Raw genomic sequence first — 24,083 nt, forward strand, 5'->3', positions numbered from 1 at the left:
GATGTGCTTTAGCGTAACTCAATGGCGAGCGGGGGCCCTTTTGGCCCTACTGCTGTGCGCCCTGCCCCAGGCCCAGGCGCAAGAACCCCAGGCAGCCGGTGCCCAGCCCCAAGACGAGGCCGGTGGCTGGTTTGATTTTTTCGACGAGCCGGCGCCGATGCGGGTTACCGTAAATGATGCCTACCTGGAGCTGCGCACCGGCCCCGGCCGCGGCTACCCGGTGTATCACATTGTTGAGCAGGGCGAGCAGATTACCCTGCTGAAAAAGCGCACCGACTGGGTAAAGATTGAAGCCAAGCGCGGCCAACAGGGCTGGGTTTACCGCAAGTCATTAGCGCTGACGCTGGGGCCCGACCAGCAGCCGGTAACCCTGGTGGCCAGCGGGCGCGAACAGTACGAGCAGCGCACCTGGGATCTGGGCCTGGCGCTGGGCGATTTTGGTGGCGCAGATTCGCTCACCTTCTACACTGGCTACCGGTTTGCTCCCAACGTAACCGCAGGCGTGAGCCTGCAACAGGCCACCAGCCGCGTGGCCGATTCCAAAATCGGCTACCTGCGCATAGCGCACCAGCCCTGGCCACACTGGCGGCTATCGCCGTTTTTTGAATTGGGCGCGGGCATGATTCAATCGAAAAAGCGCTCGGCGCTGGATCAGCCGCTGGATGCCACAGACAACAGCCTGCTGATTGCCACGGGCCTCAACATTTATCTGGGCCGCCGTTTTAACGGCCGCATTGAATACAACAACCACAAAATTCTCACGAGCCGTGACGAAAACGAGGAAGTGAACGAATGGAAAATAGGTTTCAACGTCTTCTTTTAAGCAGCCTGCTGGTGCTCGGCTGCCAGGCGGCCAACGCCCAAGACGAAACCCAGCGCGTGCTCGATAAAATCGTAACGCCCGATATGGAGCGCCGCCACATTGAAGAAGATCAGCTAGACACTGAAGACTTCGAAATTGGCGCCTACTACGGTTACATGAGCATCGAAGATTTCGGCGGCAACTGGGGCTTTGGCGTGCGCGCGGCCTATCACATCAACGAAGATTTTTTCCTTGAGGCCAACTACGGCCAACACACCGCCGGCGAGAGCACCCTGGAAATTGGCGGCGGCCTGCCGGCACTCACCGACGAAGAGCGCGAACTGAGCTATTACGACATCAACCTGGGTTACAACATTTTCCCCGGAGAAGTGTTTATCAGCGACAGCCTCGCCTTTAACTCCACCTTTTATCTGGTGGGCGGTGCCGGCAACACCACCTTTGCCAACACAGAATTTTTTACCTACACCTTCGGTGCCGGTTACAAAATTTATTTAACCGACTATTTCGACCTGAGCCTGGATGTGCGCGATCACGTGTTCGAGCGTGAGCTGTTGGGCTTTAACAAAAAGTGGGTTAACAATTTGTCTACCAATGTAGGCGTGAATTTTTTCTTTTAATCGAGCGAGATTTTGCGAGGTGATGTATGAAAGTTTTTCTCTTATCGGTAGCGCTGGTATTCAGCAGCCTGAGCTTTGCCACCGAGCCGCTCTCGGGCCCGGCACCGGATTTCACCCTGAAAAGCCGCGATGGAAAAAATATTCGCCTGTCTGATTTGCGCGGCCAGGTGGTAATGCTGAACTTCTGGGCCTCCTGGTGCGGCCCCTGCCGCCAGGAAATGCCGCTGCTAGACGAACTTTCCAAGCGCTATTCGCGCGCGGGCTTCACCCTGTTGGGTGTTAACGTAGAGCAAGATACCGCCGCCGGTGAAAAGTACCTGCAAGACACGCCCGTAAACTTCACCATTTTGTGGGATCCAACCTCACAGGTGAGCAAGATGTACAACATAGACGCCATGCCAAGCACCGTGATGATTGATCGCGATGGCAACATGCGCTACCTGCACCGCGGCTACAAACCCGGCTACGAAAACGATTACAAAAAGCAGATCAAAGAGCTGATTCGCGAATGAGAACCGCTGTTTTATTGTTAATGGCGCCACTGTTTGTGGCCTGCTCAAACATAGAGCCCTGGGTAAAACCCTACGAGCGCCAGCGCCTGGCTGATCCGATTATGGCGATGGATCGCGACCCAGTGGCTACCCAATACCTAAACCACGTGTACGAGGCCCGTGAAGCGGCCCGTGGTGCAGAAGGCGGATCGGGAGGCGGCTGTGGCTGTAACTAACGCACGCGGGCCTGCCCATGGCGCGCAGGCTTCGCGCAGCCTATTAGCCAGGCGCCCGGCCTTGTTGGCGGGTGTTTTGGTTTTGGTGTTGCATTCGCTGCTTGGCAGCAACGCCCAAGCCGCCGTGTTACCGGAAGATCGCATAGACATCCTCTACCACGGCTACGATGGCGGCGGCGCCGAAATTGTCGGCCCCTCGGTACTGGTACGCAAACAGTTTGCCGATACCGTGTCTGTGTACGGCAACTACTATGTAGACATGGTAACCAGCGCCTCTATTGATGTGGAAACCACGGCCAGCGCCTATACCGAAGAGCGCACGCAAACCTCGGTGGGTATTGATTACCTCACCGGCAAAACCACCATGAGCCTGGGCGCCACCACCTCCAAAGAAAACGACTACGATGCCACCACCTACGGGTTTGGTATCAGCCAGGATTTTTTTGGCGATTTGAGCACCATTGGGTTATCTGTCTCTTTTGGTGACGACATAGTGCGCCGCAACGGCGATGAGGAGTTTGAAGACGAAGCCAAGCGCACCCGCTACGGCTTGAGTTTTTCGCAGGTAATCACCACAGACATGATTGCCGGGCTCAACATCGAAACAGTGATTGATGAGGGCTTTTTAAACAACCCCTACCGCAGTGTGCGCTATTGCACCCAGGGCGATGCCAGCAATTGCGCAAGCGCCGCCAACGAGAGCGAGCTGTACCCGCGCACCCGCAACAGCGACGCCATTGCACTGCGCGCCAAATACTTTTTGCCCTACCGTGCAGCCCTTAAGTTTGAAGCGCGCGGCTACCAGGATAGCTGGGGCATAGAGGCGCACAACTGGGAATTAAAGTACGTGCACCCCATTGGTGATCAATGGCTGGTGGAGGCGAAATACCGCCAATACAATCAAACAAAAGGCGCCGATTTCTATGCCGATTTGTTTAATTTCAAAGAGGCCACCAATTTCCGTGCGCGCGATAAAGAGCTGAGCCAGTACACCAATACCAATATTGGCCTGGGCGTGACCTATGATCTGCGCACAGGCTTCCTTTCGTGGTTTGACCGCACCACCTTGAATTTCTATTGGGATTACATGCAGCTCGATTACGATAACTTTCTGGATGCGCGCCAATCCGATAACCGCTTCACCGATACGCCCGTGGCACCCGGCCAGGAAGACCCTTACGCACTGGATGCACACGTACTGCGGGTGTTCGTTTCTTTCTGGTATTAGCTTTCTGGTATTAACTTCTGCCATGTGCCCGCACCCTGCGGGCACATGTCCATCCACCAGAGCTCCCGCCGGCACAAGGGGGTATCCTCTGGCAACAAAGGGTTGCTGAGCCAAATAAGTTGGCGTTCATGCAACTTGTAGCGGCTGATTAAATCGCCATATTCTGCCTGAAACATCGCATCGAACTCGCCACTTGCCAGCATCGCCTCAAGCCCCGCCTCTATGTGCTGGGCCAATACGGCATCTTCTTTTTGCACAAAAAAATACATGGCCGCCGGGTATTGCACCAGCACAAACGGATCGAGCATCAGGCCCAGTTCGCGCTTGTGTTCAAGCTCTGCGCCCACTTCTGTCACCGAGCGTAAAAACACATCAAAACGCCCGGCAGCGAGCATGCGAAACAAGGAGTTGTAGCCTGTGCCCGGCACCACGGTGAGGCCATGATGGGTGAGAATTTTGGTATCGCTCCAGGCATAGAGCTGGCCAATGCTGAATTGGCTGAGCTGCTTGAGATTGGTCACCCCGGCCAGAAGCCTGGGCTGGCTCTCGCGGATTAATCCGAGCCGGCTGCCCATCAGCCCTTTGTTCAGAGGGATGCGCACGGCGCGGTAATGTTGTTCGCGCTCGATGCTGGTTTGGCTCCATACCACATCAATGCCGTTGCGACGCAAGAGGTTGTGGAAGTTGCGCGCCTTGGGCTCTACCTTGGCACTGGGCACAAGTGCATAAGGCGCGCCACTCAATGCCAGGGCGCGCGTGAGCACATTTACTGTAAAGGTCGCGCGCCAGGATTCTTCGGCGGCTGGGTAAAAAACCTTGCGCGAGGGCAAGACCCTTGCAGTGGCCTCCGGCAAAGGTGATTGCGCGGTTTCAGCCACTGTGGCCGAGGCTGGCGCCCCGAGCAATAACAGCCAAGGCAGCGCCAAGTTGCGCAACAGCTTGCGACTTGCCTGGCCTTGGCCCATGGTTTACCCCGCTTATCAGTGAAGGCGCGCGAGGCCGGTATCAATGAGTTTCTTGTGTTCCGGCGACAGTTCGCGCATGGCGTGCAGTTGTGATGTCAATGATTGCACAAGCTCGGGCGCCTGCGCGAGCTCTAGGCACTCAAAGCGTAGCAGCCATTCCTTGGGAAAGTTTGCCAGCCGGGCCTGAAATTCCGCGATCCAGCTGTCGGTTACTGAACCCGCTGCGCGTTGATCACGCAGGCTCTGGTACAAAGCAAACACCTGCTGCTCTTCGGGCGTGTAGCTGGGGCGCTGGGTTTGGCTGGCCGATGGCTGCTGATACAGGCGGTAGCGGTCTTTATCGGCCGTGCCCCCGTACACGGATGTGATGTTTTCACCCACGGCCATGTCGTACTGGCCCCAGCTTGGGTCAAACAGCAGATCGCCATTTTCGCCGCTGGCTTTCATAGGGCCCGTTACCCGGCACTGGCTGAACGACATCAAAATGTTTTTGTGGTTGCGCCGCTCTACGTGGTCCAACACGCCTTCCACATGCACCCCCGACACAAAGTCCAGCACCACCCGCTCGCCCACACGAATGCCTGCGCTTTTGAGTTCGTCCATGGTGTAATCAGACAAACAGCGCGGTAGATCCTTGATGTTGCCCACCGGCGAGCCGAAACCTGCCGCGTGGTAATCGGTGCCGTGGCCATGCAGTTCGCGATTGCCCCAGGCCAGCTGCGTGGGGCCTTCGGTGCCGATGTAAATGAGGTTATCCATGGCGTCGGTCAGGCCTTTCACCCATTTGCCACTCACTTGCAGCCCGCTGTTATACACAGCCGTGCTCACGGTTTTACAATTGATGGCTTTGCGTAAAGAGCCAGCGCCACCCTGGCGGAAGGCCATGCCATCGGCAAAGGCTTCAAGCACCTGGGTTAAGTGCTTACAGCTTTTGGTTACAAACAGTTGGGGTTGTTCGCGGGTGATGTCGTAGGCGGTGTTGATGGCATCTACCGTGAGCGGCAGCTTGCGCACGCGCGCGTCATCCAGGCAATTCACACCCTCGCCCAGTGAAGACAGCAAACCCGCACCGTAAATTTTGTAATCATCAAGCTCGCCCACCAAGCCGTACTCTACCGTCCACCAATGCAAGCGCGATAGCAGGCTTGCCTCCGAGGGCGCTTCGGCGGCGTTGGCTTCAAGGGCTGCATTCAAGGCTGCTTCGGCCTTGCTGATGTCGGCCTCGGTTGAGCGGATATTTTCCTTCACGATACTCAGCTCGCGAATGGCCTCGTAGACGGCGTAGTCGCTGGCGGTAGATAGCGCCTTCATGCCGATTTCGCCAAAGCGCTGTAAAAACTCGGCGTAGTCTACATCCACAATAAAGGGCGCGTGGCCGGCAGATTCATGCACGATATCGGGCGCCGGGGTGTACAGCATGTGGTCTACCGCGCGCATGTCCAGCGCAATCACCAGGATTTTACGGGCCTGAAATTCCATAAAAATGGCGGGGGGAATAAAGCCATCCACCACTACCGCCTGCCAGCCGATTTTTTCAAGGCACTGGTTCATTTCATCAATGGAGGGGATGTGATCCAGGCTGATGCCTGTTTTGCGCAGGCCCTCCAAATACACGGGGTGTGCATGCTCGGCCAGGTGATCGGCCAGCGCCAGCAGCAGGAAGCGCCAGACGGCGTGATCGCGGGGCGTGTACATGTTGTAGTCTTGCACTTTCACAAATTGGCGCAAGTGCGACGGAAGGCTCGCGATAATTTCCTGCTGGGTCATAGCTACTCCTGACGGCTCAATCTCGCACACAGTATAGGGCCAAGGCCGCAGGGTTTTGTGCCTTTCCCTGCCCTGAAAAACCCCATGTGCGCAAATATCTGCCGCAATATATTCCCATAGCGCATGAAAACTTCTGTTCTAAGAAAGCGCGTCTTCACCTTCCAACTGCTTGAAAATGTCTTTAAACAAGGCGCCCGAGCGCGGCTTGCTGGCCTCGCTGAACGAAAGCGGCCGGCACAAGGCCATGGCCGTCACCCCAATGCGATAGGTGTAAAGGCCTGCGGAAAACCCCTGCGCCACCCGCCCAGATAGCCGCGTTAACAATGCATGGGACAGGGTTTCACTGGCGAGTTCCGTACCCAGCTCTATGGCACCCAGCGCGGCGATCTGCCGGTACACCTGCACGAGCAATTTGGCCGCCAGAAAGGGGCTGGCGGGCAGCCCATAGGCACCGGCAATGCGACCCACTAGGGTGAGATTACTGGCCAGCACTATGAATACATCAAGTGCCAGAAAGGGGCTTGCCGCCACGGTGATGGCGCTCCGGCGGGTGGCGCGCACTATGGCGCGGTGGGCCACCGGGTCTTGCTGGTGCTGTAGCTGCTTGTCTAAATCTGCCAGGCGCTCGGCGTCGTTGGCGTAGTCCCCAAGGCGCGCAGGCTGGCCTTCAAACACCGGCGCCAGTGCCGGCGCAACCCGGGTCACGCCTTTGGCGTAGTCGCCAAAGCCCGCACCGCCTGCGGCTATTACATCGGCCTTGAGGCGAAGCTTGGCCAGTTCATCCACCCGCCGGCTATTGCGACGGGCGCGCCAGAGCTTTTGCAATAACCAACCGCCGGGCAACCCCACCAATGTGGCGGCCACCACGCCCAGCAGCCAGTGCACAGACCAGGCGCCCCCCACCATCACCGCCGCTTGCAGCGCCACAAAAACCAGCACAAACACGCCCGCCGCCTTGGCAATGCCGGCGTAGGCAAGCGCGCCCGTAGGCGATATTGCAGGCTCCCATTCGGGTGCGGTTTCGGCCTCAACCACCGTGGGTTGCAGGCCCTTTTTTTCAGCCTCCGATAGCGGCGTGATCCAGGGGCTTTGGGTTTGCTCTTGGGTATGTGTTTTGTTGGTGCTCATGGGTTTAACTCCCGCAGCAGGTGCGAAATAAGCGCGCCCATATGAATATTGGGCCAGGCCGTTTGCAATGGGTCGCCCAGGGTTGGCGGGGTCAGCTGTGGTGTAGCCCAGCCGCTTAACTGGGCCCAGTCGGTATCTGTGGGCCAACCCCTGGGCAGTGGCGGATGTGCAAGCCACGCGGGCTCGCCGCCGCGCTCGGTGATGAGCGCCGCCTCGCCATTGCGATTGCCCACCCGCGTACAGCTGATGGCGGCCAACTCCATGTGATCCACGTGGGTAGATTCAAAGCGCGCCAGCTGCACAGATTCCGCAACCAGCGCGCGCATTAAATCCCCCATGTGGGCCCGCTGGGCCGGCAGCACGGCATCGAGTTTGGTGGCAATAAATGTGAGCTGTTCAACCTTGGGCGCGACCAGTTTATCGAGCCAGCCATTTTGCCCATAGGTAAACAGCTGCAACACCCGCGCAAGGGAGCGACGCAACTCATTCAGGCTTTGCCGGCCCTGGCCGAGGCTGCCCAGTAAATCCACCAGCACCAGCTGGTGATCCACCTGCAAAAACACCTGTTCTAAAAAAGGCCGCACAAAGCCCGCCACATAGTGCGCGTAGCGGCGCGACATTTCGCCCCACCAGGAATTTGGCGCGGCATCGTTTTGCGCCTTGCCGTAAGCGCCAAGCAAGGGCACAAAAGCCGGAATTTCAGCGGCATCGGCGCCGGGCAACAAAAAGCGGCCGGGGTTAACAATGTGCAAACCCGAGGCCTTGGCTTGCATTAGAAACTCGCGGTAGCTGTTAAACAAGGCATCAAATTGCAGGGGGTCGAAGGGGCTGGCCGGATCCAGATCCAACAACCTTTGGTACAAATCAGGCGCCAGGGCATTGCGCGGCTCGTTGTTGAAATTGATGTAGCTGTCTGCCACCCAGTCGCCATAGGACATTTTGGCCAGAGGCAAATCCATGAGCCACTCACCCGGGTAATCCCATATCTCCACTTCATGGCTTAGATAGCCGCGCCCGCGTACATCCTGCAGCCTGTGACGCGGTTTAAGGCGCACTTCCAGCAAGCAGCGCGATAGTCCTTCGGTAGATGCAGGCCAGTGGCCTGCGCGCAGCTTGCGCACTTGCTCGATAAAGGGGTAGTGATCGGCACCGCCTGGCGCTTTTAACCGGGCAGACAGCCAGCGCCCTTGCACCTCGGGCCACAGGCCGTGTGCCTGCTGCACCTGATGATTCAAAATCTGGTTGATTAATGAAGTGAGCAAAGTGGACTTGCCAGCGCCACTGAAACCGGTAAGCGCAATGCAGCTACGCTGGCCCAAGGCGCGGCGAACACCGCGATCTGTGCGCTGGGCGAGCTGCTTTAATTCAGCCTGTGAACGGCGTGCGCCCGCTGCCAGCCGTTGCTTCCAATGGTCTTGCGCCATAGTGTGAAATTCGCATCAATAAAAGTGCAGCTAGCCTAGCCTAGATGCGGGGTGACTCCAACCGCGCAACGGCGACAGCCACACTAACCGCGTCCAAAAGGAAACAGCAAATTGCGCTTGGGGGCTTCGGCCGGCTGCCAGCCGGCCAACCAGGATTCAAATTCCGCTTTCGGGCGCGGCGGTAAAAAGTAATAGCCTTGTTGCAGGCGGCAGTTAATGCCTTGCAAGTAGTCAACCTGCGCCTCATTTTCCACACCCTCTGCCACCACATCGAGCTCCAGGCTCACCGCCAGATTCATAATGCCCTCGGTCAGGCGCTGATCTTGCGGGGAGGTCAAAATACCACTGATAAACGATTTATCGAGCTTCACCACATCAAAGGGCAAGGTGCGTAAATAGTTCAACGACGAATAGCCCACACCGAAGTCATCCAGTGATATTTTAATGCCAAGCTCTTTGATTTCACCTACCACTTGTATGGCCAGGTCTGAATCGGAAATCAACACCGCCTCGGTGAGTTCTACTGCCAGATATTCCGCCGGCAATTGGGTTACATCCAGCGCATGTTTTAAGGCCTGTACAACTTTGTGGTCGCGAAAGTGCAGGCCAGATAAATTCACAGACACCACAAGGTTGCGCCCTTCATCCAGCCAGGCCTTTGCCTGGCGACAGGCCTCTTCAATAACGTGATAATCAATCAGGGGAATCAGGCCGGATTCCTCTGCATGGGGAATGAATAAATCCGGCGCCAAAAGGCCGTGCTTGGGGTGGCGCCAGCGCACCAAGACTTCACAGCCGTACACCTCGCGTTTACGTACATCCACCTGCGGCTGGTAGTAGAGCACCAGCTCACCCTGTTTGATGGCCGAGCGCAAATCATTTTGCACCATCAGCCGGTGCTTGGCAGTGGCCTCCATGTCGCTGTGAAATATTTTGTACTGGTTTTTGCCGGCTTCTTTGGCTGCATACATGGCGATGTCGGCCGCGCGCTTAAGGCTGGTTAAACTGTCGCCGTGCATGGGGAATATGGCTGCACCGATGCTCATCTTTACATCCAGCCGCTTGCCTTTAACCATCATGACTTCGCTTACAGAGCTCAAAAGTTTTTCCGCTACCCGGTGCGCGGAATCTGCCTCTTTAAAGCCTTCGGCGAGAATCAAAAACTCATCGCCACCCAAACGGCATACCAGGTCTTCATCACGCAGGGCGGCCAGCAGTCTGGATGAGGTAAGCTTTAACAGCTCGTCACCAAATTCGTGGCCCAGGGTGTCGTTAATGTTTTTGAAGTTATCAAGATCAATTAAAAACAGCCCAAAGGGCTCTTGGGTGCGCTTTGAATGTGCCACCACGCTGCCAAACCGCTCTGCAAGCAGGGCGCGGTTGGGTAGGCCTGTGAGCACATCGTGAAACGCTCGGTGGCGAAATTCATCGGCAAGCTTCTCTAATTCTGCGGTGCGCTGCTGTACGGTTTTCTCCAGCATCAAATCGCGCTGCTCAATTTGCTCCAGCATGCGATTAAAATCTTCAGCCAATGCGCCTATTTCATCGTTACCCAAATAGGGTGCGCGCAGTGAATAATCGCCTTCATCGGTTACCTTGTTAGATAAACCAATCAGTTCGCTGATGGGGCGGGTAATAAACGATTGCAGCCGAAAACTCAGCAGATAAATCAACGCAGAGATAAACAGGAAGATAAACACCGATGTCGTTAGGGTGACCGCGATTTGCGACTGTAAAGACTCGTTGTCTGCATGGGCTTTAAGCAGCCCTATTTGTTCATCATCTACCACAATGGGGTAGATGAAGAGCTCCAGGCTTTCATTGCCCACTATGCGCTCACTGAATTGCGGCTGCAGCACTTCTTCCAAATCAAAGCCATCGCCTGGGGTATCTACTGCAACCTGTACTATGTCTTCATCTACCGCCATGCCGCGCAGCAACTCCCGCGCCGAGGTTTCATCCTGAAACATCACACTGGCAGCAATATTGGTGGAGAGAATTCCAAGCTCTGTACTGATTTGGTGATTGCGCTTTTCCTCCAGCATGGAAATGGCGTGAATCACAAACACCAATGTAAGCAGCAACATGCCCAGCAAAGAGCCCACCATGATCATGGCCAGCAATTTTTGCTTGATATTCTTAAAACCGATGCGCATCACTCACGCACCTCCCTGGCCAAACCCAATAGCTTGGCGCTAATTTCAATGCCCCGGTCTTTGGCTTTGGCCCGGTAGATATCGAAGGCCAGCTTGTTGTTTTCTACCACCAGGTTTATGGCGGCCTCGGGGTGATCTATGCGCTCGTCGGCAACCAACAGCGTGCCCTCAGCCAGGCCCTGCAGGGCGGCATTGGAGTCTGTGATAAAAACTATGTCGCAGCCCTTGGCTGTAAATGGCTCATCGGTTGAAAACCTGAGTGAAATATTGCCGGCAGATTTTTTGGCTACCTTCTCCAGTTCTTCGCGCACTTCATCAGCGCTGCCCAATACGCAAATGGCTCTCACCTTTTGCTCACCCGGCCAATACACAAACTTGGTGAAGTAGTAAATGTAGGCCGCCTTTAACGAAGAGGTACGGCTTTGGGAATAGGCGTGGGCTGCGCTAAAGGCGCAGCCCAGCACCAAGCACGCCAACCATGTGGTCAGCCTTTGCCGCCCTCTTTGCCTTGCAGCGGATGCCTGGCTGCCGGCAATTGCCCTGCAGCTAGCAGGATTGACGTGCTTACGGGAATATTCGGGCATTAATTCAGCTGCCAGTCGAGTTTAATCAAATAGGCAGGCGCCAATTCAAACTCGGATACACTGAATATTTCCCGCTTGTATTCCGAGGTGTCTTTAGCAAACAGGTTGCGGGCACTGGCTGAAACGTTCAGCTGTTTTGATATTTTGTAAACCAGATTGATGTCCAGCAGTGTGTAGGGATCGGCAGCGGCTGTTTTAGCCGCGCCCGATTGTCGCAACCAGGCATTTGCCTCAAACCGGCTTGAGGCATTCCACATTAAACGCAGCGAGTGTTGTGACTCGGGTACTGCTACCACATCGGCAAGCAGCGGGCCTATCAGGCTTTGAGGTTGGTCAATTTCGGTATTGAGGTAGGTAGCACTGTATTGCAAAAACCACTGGTTATTTATCTGGTATTTAAGCGCCATTTCCGCGCCCCTTGAGGTTTGGCTGGCGTTGTTATTCAGGCCAATTTGCACCGCCACATAGGGCATGCCGTTTTCAAATTCTATGCTGTTTACCGAGTTTGCGTCGCCTGCCATGATGTTATCGTATTGGTGCAAAAAGGCCGTGAGGTCCACAGAAAAAGCCCCATCAGGAATGTACCTGTAGCCAAGCTCAAAGGCGTTAAGTTTTACGTCTTCAACCCCTTGGTCATCTGATGCCAGAATGATTAATGACGGCAGCGGGTTTATGCCGTCTGGCGGCAGGGAATCTATGGTGAGGTAGCTTTCGCTGTTTAAGATTCTGCTGGGCGTACTCACCGCTCGGCTGATACCCGCCCAGGTGCTGTGCGCTTCATTTATTCGCCAGAGGGTACGAAGGCTGGGTTGCACGGCCGCGTTGGTAAAGGAGTTGTCGTCATACCTGAGGCCTGCGTTGAGGTCCCAGTGGTCATTGATTTGCCAGGTATCCTGAATATAGGCACTTAAAATGGTGGTATTTTCACGGGCCTTAGCGAGCATGGAATCCATGCCCGCCTCGGGAGTTTTATAGTCGCTTTGGCTATAGCGCAGGGCCACACCCAACGTGGTTTGATGCCCGGCAATCAGGCTGCCCGCCCATTGGGCCTCGGCATCGGTATTTACGGTTTGCCAAATGTAGGCGTTGCCGTCGCGATCCATAGAGTCGTAACTTGCGCGCGCAGACCAAAGGCCGCGATCACTGGCCAAAGACCAGTTACCCACCAGAAAGTAGCCGCGCTTGGTTTCATCGGCATACACTGCGGTTATGTCGTTTTCATGCACCTGCTGTCGCGACCAGGGCGCATCGTTGGCGAGCTGGCTATAACCCATGTCAACCGACACAGTGTGCGGCCCACTCTCCTGCCGCCAGTTGACGTCCAGCCTTCGGCTTTGCCAGGGCTTATCGTTAAAGCGCCCATTTGATGCCATGGCATCAAAGCGCTCAATATGACCGCTGATGGTGAGATCTGAACTTTCGCCCAGCCGAGTGGATTTGGCCGCAAAAAAAGAACCCGCCAATTCACCGCTGCCGGCGCTGGCGCGCAACCGTGTGCCTTGGCTCGCATTGGGTTTGCGGGTAATGATGTTGATCATACCGTTCACGGCGTTGGCACCCCAAATGGTGCCACCCGGGCCGCGCACCACCTCAATGCGCTCGATGTTTTCCAGGCTCAGGTTAATTTCATCCCAATTCACGCCGCTAAAAAGCGAGGTGTAAATGGAGCGGCCATCAATCAGCACCAGCAAATAGCGGGAGAAACGCCCGCCCAGCCCCCGCGCGGAAACCGCCCATTCAGAACTTGAGATTTTGCCCACATGCACACCCGGCACCATGCGCAGGGCATCGGGCACGGTGGTCACACCGGAGCGCCGAATGTCTTCTTTGGAAACCACATAAATGGCGGCGGGAATATCGCGCAGGGTTTCGTCGCGCTTGGAGACGCTGGATACCGTGGTCTCCATTTGCATCAGCTCTTCCAGGGGCAGGTCGATCAGCTCGTCGGCCCCCATTTCGGTATCAGCCACGCAAGGCAAGCTGGCAGCAGCCACTGCCGCTGAACACACAACCACTCGAAACATAGAAAACTCCACAAACAACTACTTTAGGTATAGCTGTTCGGAGCGGAGTTCGCGTACTCAGGCAGACCTTAAGGACGGTGGGCGATTAAATGTAGGTTATAAAAAATACATTTAATCAAATGGAAAGTTATTAACCATCGAGCTGTAGGTGAGCGTCAGGTTGTCGGGTTGCAAGGGCGCTTTGAAAAAGCCGTGAAAATCCCCTTTGGCGTTAACCAGCGCCACATGGCCACTGTGATCCATGGTGTAGCTATCGCCCTGCACCACCTTAGTAAAGGCCACGTTAAGCTGGGTAGCGAAGCGCTTGATAGGTAGAAACTCCCCGGTGACACCGATGAAATCTTGGTGGAAGTAAGGCACATATTCGGCCAGCACGGCGGGCGTGTCGCGGGCGGGATCTACCGTTACCAGTATCACCTGGGTTTGTTCGCGCAGCTTTTCAGGCAGGCCGTCATACCACTGGGCGAGCGTTGCCATGGTGGTGGGGCAGATATCCGGGCAGTGGGTAAAACCAAAAAACACGAGCGACCACTTGCCTTCCAACCGCGAGCGCTCGAAGGGTTGATTGTGCTGATCTACCAGAGTGAAATCTTTAAACCGGCGCGGTTGTTCAAACTCTATGGCGCCATGCACCTGTAGCTCAATGGGGCTTAAATGGCGCGGGGTTAGGATTTTGTTTAAAAAGAGCAACATCACCACCACAATAAAAACCACAATTGCGGTAATGGTGAGGCGAATTCCGCGTTGCTGCTTTTGTGTTACCTTAAGATTCTCGTTACTACTCATGCTGCTACCAACCTCAACTCACCAACATTAACCCAGCGACAACGCAGGTGTAACCAGATAGTGATCAAGCAGCATCACCACAAACAGCGCCATTAAATACACAATTGAGTAGCGGAAGGTATCCATGCCCGCCGAGGGCCTGTCGGTTAATAACATAACCAGCGCCCAGTAGATGAACCCCGCACCCAACACAAGTGCACCCAGCAAATACAACCAGCCCATCATGCCCGTAAGGTAAGGCAACACCGTCACCAAGCACATGACGATGGTGTAGAGCAGAATATGAATCTTGGTGTAATGCTCGCCATGGGTGACCGGCAGCATGGGGATATCGGCGTTGGCGTATTCCTCTTTACGATGTACGGCCAGGGCCCAAAAATGCGGCGGTGTCCAGGCGAAAATAATCAGTACCAAAAGCAAACCGTGCGGGTCTATGGATCCGGTAACTGCCGTCCACCCCAGCAATGGTGGAGCCGCACCGGCCAGGCCACCTATCACAATATTTTGCGGCGTGGCGCGCTTTAAAAAAAGTGTGTACACCACGGCATAACCCAAAAGCGACGCCAGCGTTAGCCACGCCGTTACCGGATTAATAAACACCAGCAATATGGCCATACCCAAGAGCCCGGTTGCAGCTGCAAAAGCCAAGGCTTTTTGTGGGTCTACGCGGCCCTGTGCTACCGGGCGGTTAAATGTGCGCGCCATTTTCTGATCAATGTGGCGATCTACCAAATGATTTACCGTAGCGGCAGAGCCTGCACACAGTGCAATCCCTAAGTTACCCAGAATAAGTACATCCAACGGCACCATTCCCGGCACGGCCAGCAGCATGCCAATTACCGAGGTAAGGATCATCAACATCACCACGCGCGGCTTGCACAACTCGTAGTAGTCGCGCCATCCCAGCGTCGCCTTCGCCTCTATGGTGGATTGCATGTGGCTTACCTCTCTATTTATTTCAATTTATTGTTATGAATTTTTATTGCTTAGTTCGCTTAGTGGCTATTGCATGGCCGCTTTTTAGGGCGCTCAATGCTCGCGGGTGAATTTCAGCATACGCTTTACATCTTTTAACAAATCATTGCCCGTGTGCAGTTCGGTGTTGTAGGCCATCATGATGAACCCGTTTTGATCCATCATGTAGTAATGCCCGTTTGGCTGATTGGTGGTTGCAAGCAGGCTGGCCCAGGCAGCTTTATCGGTATTGATTACCTTTGCGCCCGGGTATTCGGCTGCCAGTAAATCAGTAAACGCGGGCTTTGCGATATCTGTTAATACCCAACGCTCAACGCGGGGGTATTTTTCATTGAGGCGCTTGTGCACTTGGCGGGTGAGGTAGAGCGATTGTTCACAGGCGCCGGTGCAATGGCCGAATGCAGGCACCAACAAACGCCATTTTTTTTGTTCGCTCGCGAAGTTAATTGCACCTTCGCTATTAGTGAGTGCAAGCTCTGTGATTTGCACTGGCGGTACCAATAATTCGCCTTTATTAATGGTACCCGCAGGCATGCCAAAGCCCGTTTGATACACCACATAGGCCACCACCATGGGCACCACAATGGTGGCCATGATCAGGATTTTCGACCACTGGCCACGGGCTTTGGGGGCAATATCTTGTGCGCTGAGGGTGTCTGTCATTGTGCTACTTCGCTGTTATTGTGTGCCCGCCTTTGGCGGGTGATTTTTTGCGTAAAACGGCCGCCAGGTTAGAGTTGGCGAACACCAACAATACCAATAGCGCGACGGCCATGCAAAGCCACTGGATAGCGTAACCAAAATGCTTGGCGGGCGACACGTTCACACCGGCCCACTGCACGGCCAACGCACCATAGGATTCAGGCGCGAGCTCAACCCACTGCGCAATAGGAACATCAAGCTGTGCAGATAAGCTCTCTATATTTAATTGGTTAAAGCGCATGGGGAAGTCTTCATCCAATGGCGCGTTATTTAATAGCGGATGGTTGGCGGGCTTTGCCACGCGGCCAACGTATTGTGCGCCGGGTGTGAGGCTGGGTACCGCCGGGCGTTGGCTGCGATCTGCTGAACCTGGCAACCAGCCACGGGTTACCAGTATCCAGCTTTGCTCCAGCTGAACCACTTGTGCAACGCGGTAACCCACCTTGCCCTGCAGCGTTTGGTTATCCAGCAACAACGGGCGGGTGTTGTCTGCAGTGGCTGTAAATGCGATTTGAGTGTAGGGCTTAAGGGCTTGCAGATCAGTTTTTGAAAACGCAGAGATATTTTTTGGCGCAGCCACCATGCGTGATTCTATATCACTTAAAAGCAGCTTTTTCTCCTGGCCACGGTCATATTGCCAAAGTGCGAGGCTCACCAAGATTGGAAGGAAAACCAGCCCGAAAACCAACACCCACAGGTTTGGCTGCCATTGAAACTTTGCAGCTAAAGGAGATGTGGTATTGGGGCTTGTTGGCATAGTTACCTCGATTGCCAGCTTTAGCACAACAGCGTAAGGTGAGCTCCGACTATTCGCTTAACGGAAATCAACTATGTGGTTAAAGGCACTGATTGTTGTACTTTTTTTAGCGGTGTTGGCGAGCCTTAGTAGCGCGCTGGTATTTTTACTTAAAGATATGGGCGCCAGTGAATCGCGCCGTACACTTTATGCCTTGGGCATACGCGTCACCCTTGCGGGCTTGTTAATTGGTTGCTTGGTATACGGTTTTTACAGCGGAATGTTAATGAGCACAGCACCTTGGGAGTTGCGGGGGCGTTAGCCCCCGACTCTCAGGCGTTTACCCCAGTACATACACGAAGATAAACAAGCCCACCCACACTACATCCACAAAGTGCCAGTACCAGCTTGCGGCTTCAAAGCCAAACTGGTCATCGGATTTAAAGTGGCCCTTCATTACAGAGCGCAACCACATCACCAGCAGCATGATAGTGCCAAGGGTTACGTGCGCGCCGTGAAAGCCTGTAAGCATAAAGAAGGTGGTGCCGTAGGCGCCGGACTCAAGGGTTAGCCCCATGTCGCGGTAGGCCACAATGTATTCTTCTGCCTGCAAGATTAAAAAGATAATACCTAAAGCTACGGTAATACCCAGCCACAGGTTAAACCCTTTGCGGTTGTCTTTTTTGATGGCGCTGTGTGCAAAGTGAACAGTCACCGACGAGGTTAACAGCACAATGGTGTTCCAGAGGGGCAGCCAGCTCCACACACTGTCTACGGTGCTGACACTCATATTTTGCTCAGGCCCCAACACCTTGGCCGCTTCACCATTTGCCGCCATGTCTGGCGTGGTCATCAACGGCCACTGGGCCTCAAAGCCTGGCCAAAGTACTTCGGGTGTCATGGCGCTGTGATCGCCTTCACCGGCAAGCCAGGGCAGCGAGAAGCTGCGGATGTAATAAAGCGCGCCGAAGAAGGCCGCGAAGAACATCACCTCACTGAAGATGAACCAACCCATGCCCCACACATAAGATCGCTTGAGCTGAGCGGAGTTCAGGCCGTTCATGTTTTCATCAATGACGGTACTAAACCAATTCCACAGCACTACCGCCATTACAAAACCGCCGGCCATAAACAACAGCGGCCCGTTTTCGCTGCCGTTGATCCAGTTGGCGGCGCCAAACACTGTGAGAAATAGTCCAAAGCTTGCAAATATGGGTAATTTGCTCTGCTCGGGAACGTAGTAAGTTCCTTCTGTTGCCATGTTGCTACCCCGCATTGTTATGGAGTTGTTAGGGTGTTTGCGCCCGGTCAATACTCGCCACCGAGGCCTTCATGGCATCGGTGATATCAAATAACGTATAAGACAAGGTAATGGTATTTACCTGTTTGGGCACATCCAAATCGACAATAAACTGCAAACCCAGCTCTGCACTTTCACCGGCCTTCAAGGGCTGGTTGTTAAAACAGAAGCATTCGGTTTTGTGAAAATATTGTGCTGCTTTAAAGGGCACTAAACTGGGCACTGCCTGCGCCACCATGTCACGGTTGGTGGGGTTTAGCGCTTTGTAAACCACATCAATGGGTTGGCCGGGATGCACCTTGATGCTTTTTATTCCCGGTTCAAACACCCAAGGCATCGCCTCGTTATTGGTGGCCACAAACTGCACGGTAATTTCACGGCTGGTATCAACGGTGATTTCACGGGCCTGATACTGCTGGCCCGTTTTGCCGTTCAGGCCTGTAATTTCGCAAAACACATCATAGAGCGGCGGCATAACAAAAATTGCAAAGGCAAACATTGCCACACCCAGCGCCACTAACTTGGCGCTGAGTAAGGCATTGGCTTTTGTTACGTCTTCGCCCATGGGTTATTTCACTTCCGGTGGCGTGCTGAAGGTGTGGTATGGCGCAGGTGACGGTACCGTCCACTCCAAGCCATGGGAGCCTTCCCATACGCGATCGGTTGCTTTCTTGCCCGCCACAATGGTGTGAATCACGTTGTACAGGAACATGATTTGCGCGGCACCGAACAGGAATGCACCTACCGATGAAATCATATTCCAATCTGCAAACATCATGTTGTAGTCGGGAATACGGCGCGGCATGCCTGCAAGGCCTGCAAAGTGCATGGGGAAGAAGGTGAGGTTCAAGCCAATGAACGCCATCCAGAAATGGGTTTTACCCATCAGCTCGTTGTACATATTGCCGCACCATTTCGGCAGCCAGTAATACACCGCTGCAGTAATGGAGAAGATGGCACCGGGCACCAACACATAGTGGAAATGCGCCACTACGAAGTAGGTATCGTGGTATTGGAAATCCGCCGGTGCTATCGCAAGCATCAAGCCGGAGAAGCCGCCGATGGTGAACAAAATCACGAAGGCCACGCTGAATAACATGGGGGTTTCAAAGGTCATGGAACCCTTGAACATGGTAGTCACCCAGTTAAACACCTTCACACCGGTTGGCACGGCAATCAGCATGGTGGCGTACATGAAAAAGAGTTCACCGGCGATGGGCATGCCCACGGTAAACATGTGGTGGGCCCACACAATAAAACTTAAAAATGCAATGGACGCGGTGGCGTACACCATAGAGGCGTAACCAAATAGCGGCTTGCGCGCAAAGGTGGGAATAATGGCACTGACCACACCAAAGGCGGGCAGAATCATGATGTACACCTCTGGGTGGCCGAAGAACCAGAACACGTGCTGGAACAATACCGGGTCACCACCACCGGCTGCCGAGAAGAAGCTGGTGCCGAAGTGAATGTCCATCAGCATCATGGTCACCACGCCTGCCAACACCGGCATAACCGCAATCAATAAATAGGCAGTGATCAACCAGGTCCACACGAACAGCGGCATCTTCATGAGTGTCATGCCCGGCGCGCGCATGTTCAAAATGGTGGCGATAATGTTGATTGCCCCCATGATGGAACTGGCGCCCATGATGTGCACGGCAAAAATGAAGAAGGTCACCGAGGGTGGCGCGTAGGTGGTTGAAAGCGGTGCGTAGAAGGTCCAACCGAAATTGGGCGCGCCGCCTTCCATGAACAGGGTTGAAGCCAGCATCGCAAAGGCGAAGGGCAGAATCCAGAAAGACCAGTTGTTCATGCGTGGCAGTGCCATGTCGGGCGCGCCGATCATCATGGGCACCATCCAGTTGGCCAGGCCTACGAACGCGGGCATCACCGCGCCGAACACCATCACCAGGCCGTGCATGGTCGTCATCTGGTTAAAAAATTCCGGCTCCACAATTTGCAAACCGGGCTCAAACAATTCGGCGCGAATCACCAGTGCGAACACGCCGCCTAATAAAAACATTGCAAAACTGAACCACAAATACATGCTGCCGATGTCTTTGTGGTTGGTGGTGTAGAGCCACCGGGTAATTCCTTTAGCAGGACCGTGTGCCATCTTGTAGCTCCCCCTATAAACCTTGCTGGAAATTCACGATGTCGATTGGCTGCACCTCTGAACCGGTGTTGTTGCCAAACGCATTACGCTGGAAGGTGATAACCGCCGCGGATTCAACGGGCGTTAACTGCTCACCAAAGGGAGGCATACCTTGACCACCGTTTAACACGCGATCGATGTGTGCCCCCATGTCGCCATTGGCGATGGGGCTGCCAGCAATTGCAGGGAAGGTGGGTGGAATTCCTTTACCGTCTGGCTGATGGCAGGCGGCACAGTGTTTCTGATAAACGGCCTCACCCTGGGCGTAGAGTTCATCAAAACTCAGGGTTTGCTTGGCGGCTTCGGCAATGGCGGCCGCGGCTTCACGCTTTTTGGCCATCCACTCATCGAATTCAGCCTGTGGGACTGCGCGCACCACGATGGGCATGAAACCGTGGTCTTTACCGCACAATTCCGCACACTGGCCACGGTAGATACCGGGCTCGTCTATGTATGTCCAGGATTCATTAATAAAGCCTGGAATGGCGTCTTTTTTAACGGCCAGATCCGGCACCCACCAGGCGTGAATAACGTCATTGGCGGTAATCAGGAAGCGTACTTTTTGCTTGGTTGGGATAACCAGTTCGTTATCTACTTCCAGCAAATAGTTGGGGCCTTTTGGCGCCAGGTTGTAAATTTCGTCTTTGGGTGTCGAAAGTGACGAGAAGAAACTCACATCCTGATTGAGGTATTCGTATTTCCACTTCCACTGGTAGCCCGTAATCACAACGTCCAGATCCGGCTCGCCGGTATCATAAACTTTGATCAGGGTTTTAGTGGCGGGAATGACCATAATCACCAAAATGATGATCGGTACAACCGTCCAGAGAATTTCGAGCGCGGTGCTCTCGTGGAAGTTGGCGGCTTTAGCGCCGTTGGCTTTGCGGTGCGCGATCATGGTGTAAATCATTACACCGAACACAACCACCCCAATGGCCACACACCACCAGAAGATATCCATATGTAACCCGTAGATTTCACGGCTTACATCGGTAACCCCCTGGGTCATGTTGACCCCCCAACGCTTGGTTTCGTCGGCCAATGCAATTTGGCTCAAAAACGGTAAACCAAGCAACCAAGCAAAACTGCTTTTTGCTTGTTTCAGCATGCCCATTGTCTCCGTGTAGCTAGTTATGCTTTTTATGACTACTTCAACGGATGAACCCGGCGGAAAGCGGTTTGCCCTCCATTGCCCCGGCCGGTTACAACGGTAAACTATGAATTGTTACGCCCGAATTACATCGGGTTCCTGCGTATCGTTGCCCTGCGGTTTTTACACCACAGAGCTACAGCAAAGCCGTCACACTGATACCAGCTAGTGCGATCTGCGCTCCAAAGTTAGCGGATACCAGGTGATTCATTCGTCAACCGAGGGGTACATCCAACAAACTGCGGCAAATCGTCGCATTAATATGCGCCTGTAAGAAGGCCATAAGCAGACAAAAAAATCAACAAATTTATTATGTTACGGGTAGTTTTTAATCAGCGGCCCAACATTGGAGACACCCGCACTTGCACACAAGCCAAAGCGCCAACAGCCGCACACTTTGGGCTCTGGCCTGCCCCTTAATTCTTACCAACATCACCCAACCACTGCTCGGCATGGTAGATACCGCCCTGCTTGGCCACCTGCCACATCAGGCGTACCTAGGGGGCGCCGCACTGGGCACCAGCCTGTTGGCGTTTTTGTTTTGGGGCTTCGGTTTTTTGCGTATGGGCACCACCGGTTTTGTGGCCCGCGCCCTTGGCGAAGGCTCGGTGGAATCTGCCAATGCCATCGGCATGCAGCATGGAATACTCGCGTTGGGGCTGGCGCTCGGCGTGCTGCTGGTTGGCCCCTGGCTGCTTTTGCCCGCCATCGAACTCATGGGCGCAAGCGATGAAGTTACCCTCATTGCACTGGATTATTCCCGCATTCGCATTTGGGCGGCACCGGCCACCTTACTTACCTACGTGTTAATCGGCTGGTTTATCGCAGCCCAGCGCATGCGCGCGCCCTTGTATGTGATGCTCGCCACCCAAATCACCAACATCGGGCTGGATGTGGTGTTCATCGTATGGCTGGATTGGCGCGCCAATGGCGCAGCCCTGGCTAGCACGATGGCTGAATACACGGGCTTGTTACTCGCGCTGTGGCTTATGCGCGACCAGTTGAAAAGCGCCACTTTCAAAGGCCTTAAAAAATTTCAAACGCCGTGGAATGCGCTTTTTAGCGCCAATCAGCACCTGATGCTGCGCACCTGGGGGCTATTGGGCGTGCTTGTGTTTTTCACCGCCCAAGGCGCGCAACTGGGTGATACGGTGTTGGCGGCAAATGCCATTTTGCTGCAACTGGTACACCTTGCATCCTACTGCCTGGACGGCCTGGCCCACGCCACCGAGAGCTTGATCGGCAATGCCAGTGGCCGCCGCGATAAACGGGCGCGTGCGGCGCTGTTGAAGCTCGCCATGGGCTGGTCTCTGCTGGTGGCGCTGCTGCTGTCAGGTATTTTTTGGGTGGCACAAGCGCCGCTGCTTGCGCTGATGAGTGACATTAGCGCAGTGCAGGCGGCCGCGCGCGAAGCTTACGGCTGGGCGCTATTGCTGCCGCTGGTTTCGGTGGCGGCCTATGTGTGGGATGGCTATTGCATTGGCGTGGGGGCCACCCGGCGTATGCGCGATACGCTCATAGGGTCTGCTTTAGTGGTATTTATACCCTGCTGGTGGCTTGGCCAAGGCCTCGGCAATCACGGGCTTTGGCTTGCCTTTTGCGCGTTTAACCTTGCCCGGGGCCTGAGTTTAACAGTGGTAAACCAGGTTTCTCAGCGCTATGACGATTCCAAAATTTAGACCAACTTAATCTTACCCCGCCATAGGCCTCTGCTATGTTTAGTGGATGCAAACTTGGTGACTGCACAGGCTTGTGCACCTAGCGCTGTGAGCCACTCCAAGGCCGGTCACTCGCTGCTATGTAGCCGTGGCCGCTCCAAAAATTGGAAAAAATTTACAAAACACTGCCCAAACCTGCTATTTGTGGCTAGTATTTAACGGTTTTAGTACGCTCGACCAATTAAGAGTTGTATTGGGTATTGCTGATGGGCGTGCTTGGCTGCACAACGTTGGATCGCAAGGGGTAAGGTTTAGGGTGTTTTTCCAAAGAACCAATATTAACGCTAACCCACAACATGAATTGGCACCAACAGCCGAAGAGCTGCGCCTGATTCGTGCCGCCATTGCTCAAGCCGTTGAAACCGAGGGCGCAGGCGGCCTGTTCCTGAAAGTTTTGCGCAAAAACTTTGATAAGCTCCACAGTGCCATTGCCCTTATGGGGCAAGACGGCCAGCCACTCGATACGCCCGATAACCTGCTGGCCTTTGTAGTGGCCTATATTCGCCATGTACCCGACTTTATGGACGCGGTAAATAAAATCGGCGAGCTGCACAATATCCAAACGGTGACTACGCCCTTCCTGCGCATTATCGGGGATTTCTTTTTAAGCCCGCCGGAACTTGTTGAAGGCCACACAGGCCTTGATGCCCTGCTGGATGAAGCTTACCTGGCACACCGCATTATTGAAGAGGTAAACGATCACCTGATTGCACGCTTCGGCATACCTTTGGCCCCCATGGATATGACCAGTGCAAACTTGGTGGTGCACAGTTTAATCGGCGAGCCCTTCGCCAACGACCTAGACCATGCGGTGCAATATTCCGTTGAAATGTTGATGATGCGGGGCAAGCCCCTTGATCAGCAGCTGGGTTCAGACGCGTTTAAAAAATATGTGGGCAAACACCAACAACAAGGCTGGGGGGAAGAACTGAAGCTTTTCCCCTGCCTTGCCAGTGATCTCAGTGTAGAGCTGCACTTCCCCCACCGGCGCGACGGCAAAAGCCTGCATTAAACCCACTGCTGCCCCATAGTTTAAGTCTCCATGAAAGGCAGACGTTGAAACTACTTATATCGCAGAGTTTCTAAGCGATGTCTGGGCATGAAATCTGGGGCGC

23 protein-coding genes are annotated in these 24,083 nt (G+C 54.5%); 8 read left to right on the forward strand and 15 right to left on the reverse strand.

The window, feature by feature from the left end:
• Window positions 1–40: 40 nt before the first annotated feature.
• The 5 genes from L1F30_RS17270 (at window position 41) to L1F30_RS17290 (ending at window position 3,395) form a co-directional block, all read left to right on the forward strand.
• Window positions 41–823 (forward strand): SH3 domain-containing protein, encoded by a 783-nt coding sequence (locus tag L1F30_RS17270; protein ID WP_253358078.1) that lies wholly within the window; start codon window positions 41–43, stop codon window positions 821–823.
• Window positions 793–1,440 (forward strand): outer membrane beta-barrel domain-containing protein, encoded by a 648-nt coding sequence (locus tag L1F30_RS17275; protein ID WP_253358079.1) that lies wholly within the window; start codon window positions 793–795, stop codon window positions 1,438–1,440. The genes L1F30_RS17270 and L1F30_RS17275 overlap by 31 nt, the downstream gene beginning before the upstream one ends.
• A 26-nt stretch (window positions 1,441–1,466) precedes the next feature.
• The gene (locus L1F30_RS17280; protein ID WP_253358080.1) at window positions 1,467–1,952 is read left to right on the forward strand and encodes a TlpA disulfide reductase family protein; all 486 of its coding nucleotides are present in this window, start codon (window positions 1,467–1,469) and stop codon (window positions 1,950–1,952) included.
• On the forward strand, window positions 1,949–2,167 hold the full coding sequence (locus tag L1F30_RS17285; protein WP_253358081.1) for a DUF4266 domain-containing protein: 219 nt from the start codon (window positions 1,949–1,951) through the stop codon (window positions 2,165–2,167). Before L1F30_RS17280 ends, L1F30_RS17285 begins: the two co-directional genes overlap by 4 nt.
• Before the next feature lie 64 nt (window positions 2,168–2,231).
• Window positions 2,232–3,395, forward strand: coding sequence for a DUF3570 domain-containing protein (locus L1F30_RS17290; protein ID WP_371922670.1), 1,164 nt, complete (start codon window positions 2,232–2,234; stop codon window positions 3,393–3,395).
• On the opposite strand, the gene L1F30_RS17295 is transcribed toward L1F30_RS17290, so the two are convergent.
• The 11 genes from L1F30_RS17295 to L1F30_RS17345 form a co-directional block, all read right to left on the reverse strand.
• Window positions 3,392–4,360 carry an ABC transporter substrate-binding protein gene (locus tag L1F30_RS17295; RefSeq protein WP_253358082.1) on the reverse strand — a complete coding sequence of 323 codons (969 nt, stop codon included), beginning with the start codon at window positions 4,358–4,360 and terminating at the stop codon, window positions 3,392–3,394. The genes L1F30_RS17290 and L1F30_RS17295 overlap by 4 nt on opposite strands.
• 15 nt (window positions 4,361–4,375) lie before the next feature.
• Window positions 4,376–6,127 (reverse strand): aromatic amino acid hydroxylase, encoded by a 1,752-nt coding sequence (locus L1F30_RS17300; protein ID WP_253358083.1) that lies wholly within the window; start codon window positions 6,125–6,127, stop codon window positions 4,376–4,378.
• 138 nt (window positions 6,128–6,265) lie between these two features.
• Window positions 6,266–7,255 (reverse strand): YcjF family protein, encoded by a 990-nt coding sequence (locus L1F30_RS17305; RefSeq protein ID WP_253358084.1) that lies wholly within the window; start codon window positions 7,253–7,255, stop codon window positions 6,266–6,268.
• Window positions 7,252–8,679 carry a YcjX family protein gene (locus tag L1F30_RS17310; protein ID WP_253358085.1) on the reverse strand — a complete coding sequence of 476 codons (1,428 nt, stop codon included), beginning with the start codon at window positions 8,677–8,679 and terminating at the stop codon, window positions 7,252–7,254. The genes L1F30_RS17305 and L1F30_RS17310 overlap by 4 nt, the downstream gene beginning before the upstream one ends.
• Window positions 8,680–8,762: 83 nt before the next feature.
• Window positions 8,763–10,835, reverse strand: a complete 2,073-nt coding sequence (locus L1F30_RS17315; protein WP_253358086.1) for a bifunctional diguanylate cyclase/phosphodiesterase — start codon at window positions 10,833–10,835, stop codon at window positions 8,763–8,765.
• Complete coding sequence (locus L1F30_RS17320; protein WP_253358087.1) at window positions 10,835–11,311, reverse strand: YfiR family protein; 477 nt, start codon at window positions 11,309–11,311, stop codon at window positions 10,835–10,837. The genes L1F30_RS17315 and L1F30_RS17320 overlap by 1 nt, the downstream gene beginning before the upstream one ends.
• Window positions 11,312–11,418: 107 nt before the next feature.
• The gene (locus L1F30_RS17325; protein ID WP_253358088.1) at window positions 11,419–13,443 is read right to left on the reverse strand and encodes a TonB-dependent siderophore receptor; all 2,025 of its coding nucleotides are present in this window, start codon (window positions 13,441–13,443) and stop codon (window positions 11,419–11,421) included.
• 111 nt (window positions 13,444–13,554) lie between these two features.
• Window positions 13,555–14,229 carry an SCO family protein gene (locus tag L1F30_RS17330; protein WP_253358089.1) on the reverse strand — a complete coding sequence of 225 codons (675 nt, stop codon included), beginning with the start codon at window positions 14,227–14,229 and terminating at the stop codon, window positions 13,555–13,557.
• Window positions 14,230–14,256: 27 nt separating this feature from the next.
• Entirely contained in the window at window positions 14,257–15,165 is a 909-nt protein-coding gene (cyoE, locus tag L1F30_RS17335) for a heme o synthase (RefSeq protein WP_253358090.1), read from the reverse strand.
• Window positions 15,166–15,258: 93 nt separating this feature from the next.
• Window positions 15,259–15,867, reverse strand: coding sequence for a hypothetical protein (locus L1F30_RS17340; RefSeq protein ID WP_253358091.1), 609 nt, complete (start codon window positions 15,865–15,867; stop codon window positions 15,259–15,261).
• Between the two features lie 4 nt (window positions 15,868–15,871).
• Window positions 15,872–16,561: an SURF1 family protein gene (locus tag L1F30_RS17345; RefSeq protein WP_253358092.1), complete on the reverse strand. Its 690-nt coding sequence runs from the start codon at window positions 16,559–16,561 to the stop codon at window positions 15,872–15,874.
• A 175-nt stretch (window positions 16,562–16,736) separates the two neighbouring features.
• Between L1F30_RS17345 and L1F30_RS17350 the strand changes: the two genes are divergently transcribed.
• A complete protein-coding gene (locus L1F30_RS17350; RefSeq protein ID WP_253358093.1) occupies window positions 16,737–16,964 on the forward strand; it encodes a DUF2909 domain-containing protein in 228 nt (75 codons plus the stop codon).
• Window positions 16,965–16,982: 18 nt separating this feature from the next.
• On the opposite strand, the gene L1F30_RS17355 is transcribed toward L1F30_RS17350, so the two are convergent.
• From L1F30_RS17355 to coxB, 4 genes are read right to left on the reverse strand one after another with little or no spacing between them, the layout of a single operon-like run.
• The gene (locus L1F30_RS17355) at window positions 16,983–17,903 is read right to left on the reverse strand and encodes a cytochrome c oxidase subunit 3 (RefSeq protein ID WP_253358094.1); all 921 of its coding nucleotides are present in this window, start codon (window positions 17,901–17,903) and stop codon (window positions 16,983–16,985) included.
• 28 nt (window positions 17,904–17,931) lie between these two features.
• Window positions 17,932–18,507 carry a cytochrome c oxidase assembly protein gene (locus L1F30_RS17360; RefSeq protein WP_253358095.1) on the reverse strand — a complete coding sequence of 192 codons (576 nt, stop codon included), beginning with the start codon at window positions 18,505–18,507 and terminating at the stop codon, window positions 17,932–17,934.
• Window positions 18,508–18,510: 3 nt separating this feature from the next.
• The gene (gene ctaD, locus L1F30_RS17365; RefSeq protein WP_253358096.1) at window positions 18,511–20,061 is read right to left on the reverse strand and encodes a cytochrome c oxidase subunit I; all 1,551 of its coding nucleotides are present in this window, start codon (window positions 20,059–20,061) and stop codon (window positions 18,511–18,513) included.
• 13 nt (window positions 20,062–20,074) lie between these two features.
• Window positions 20,075–21,208, reverse strand: a complete 1,134-nt coding sequence (coxB, locus tag L1F30_RS17370; protein WP_253358097.1) for a cytochrome c oxidase subunit II — start codon at window positions 21,206–21,208, stop codon at window positions 20,075–20,077.
• Between the two features lie 404 nt (window positions 21,209–21,612).
• On the opposite strand from coxB, the gene L1F30_RS17375 reads away from it, so the two are divergent.
• Window positions 21,613–22,929 (forward strand): MATE family efflux transporter, encoded by a 1,317-nt coding sequence (locus L1F30_RS17375; RefSeq protein ID WP_253358098.1) that lies wholly within the window; start codon window positions 21,613–21,615, stop codon window positions 22,927–22,929.
• Between the two features lie 295 nt (window positions 22,930–23,224).
• Window positions 23,225–23,980: a hypothetical protein gene (locus tag L1F30_RS17380; protein ID WP_253358099.1), complete on the forward strand. Its 756-nt coding sequence runs from the start codon at window positions 23,225–23,227 to the stop codon at window positions 23,978–23,980.
• Window positions 23,981–24,083 lie beyond the last annotated feature (103 nt).

This window comes from Simiduia sp. 21SJ11W-1, from assembly GCF_024138675.1.
In the GTDB taxonomy this organism is placed as follows: domain Bacteria; phylum Pseudomonadota; class Gammaproteobacteria; order Pseudomonadales; family Cellvibrionaceae; genus Simiduia.

Bases quoted from the DNA above. Each gene is read 5' to 3' on its own strand.
- L1F30_RS17275 (WP_253358079.1), top strand. From the start codon at position 793: ATGGAAAATAGGTTTCAACGTCTTCTTTTAAGCAGCCTGCTGGTGCTC.
- L1F30_RS17280 (WP_253358080.1), top strand. From the start codon at position 1,467: ATGAAAGTTTTTCTCTTATCGGTAGCGCTGGTATTCAGCAGCCTGAGC.
- L1F30_RS17285 (WP_253358081.1), top strand. From the start codon at position 1,949: ATGAGAACCGCTGTTTTATTGTTAATGGCGCCACTGTTTGTGGCCTGC.
- L1F30_RS17295 (WP_253358082.1), bottom strand. From the start codon at position 4,360: ATGGGCCAAGGCCAGGCAAGTCGCAAGCTGTTGCGCAACTTGGCGCTG.
- L1F30_RS17300 (WP_253358083.1), bottom strand. From the start codon at position 6,127: ATGACCCAGCAGGAAATTATCGCGAGCCTTCCGTCGCACTTGCGCCAA.
- L1F30_RS17305 (WP_253358084.1), bottom strand. From the start codon at position 7,255: ATGAGCACCAACAAAACACATACCCAAGAGCAAACCCAAAGCCCCTGG.
- L1F30_RS17310 (WP_253358085.1), bottom strand. From the start codon at position 8,679: ATGGCGCAAGACCATTGGAAGCAACGGCTGGCAGCGGGCGCACGCCGT.
- L1F30_RS17315 (WP_253358086.1), bottom strand. From the start codon at position 10,835: ATGCGCATCGGTTTTAAGAATATCAAGCAAAAATTGCTGGCCATGATC.
- L1F30_RS17325 (WP_253358088.1), bottom strand. From the start codon at position 13,443: ATGTTTCGAGTGGTTGTGTGTTCAGCGGCAGTGGCTGCTGCCAGCTTG.
- L1F30_RS17330 (WP_253358089.1), bottom strand. From the start codon at position 14,229: ATGAGTAGTAACGAGAATCTTAAGGTAACACAAAAGCAGCAACGCGGA.
- cyoE (WP_253358090.1), bottom strand. From the start codon at position 15,165: ATGCAATCCACCATAGAGGCGAAGGCGACGCTGGGATGGCGCGACTAC.
- L1F30_RS17340 (WP_253358091.1), bottom strand. From the start codon at position 15,867: ATGACAGACACCCTCAGCGCACAAGATATTGCCCCCAAAGCCCGTGGC.
- L1F30_RS17350 (WP_253358093.1), top strand. From the start codon at position 16,737: ATGTGGTTAAAGGCACTGATTGTTGTACTTTTTTTAGCGGTGTTGGCG.
- L1F30_RS17355 (WP_253358094.1), bottom strand. From the start codon at position 17,903: ATGGCAACAGAAGGAACTTACTACGTTCCCGAGCAGAGCAAATTACCC.
- L1F30_RS17360 (WP_253358095.1), bottom strand. From the start codon at position 18,507: ATGGGCGAAGACGTAACAAAAGCCAATGCCTTACTCAGCGCCAAGTTA.
- ctaD (WP_253358096.1), bottom strand. From the start codon at position 20,061: ATGGCACACGGTCCTGCTAAAGGAATTACCCGGTGGCTCTACACCACC.
- coxB (WP_253358097.1), bottom strand. From the start codon at position 21,208: ATGCTGAAACAAGCAAAAAGCAGTTTTGCTTGGTTGCTTGGTTTACCG.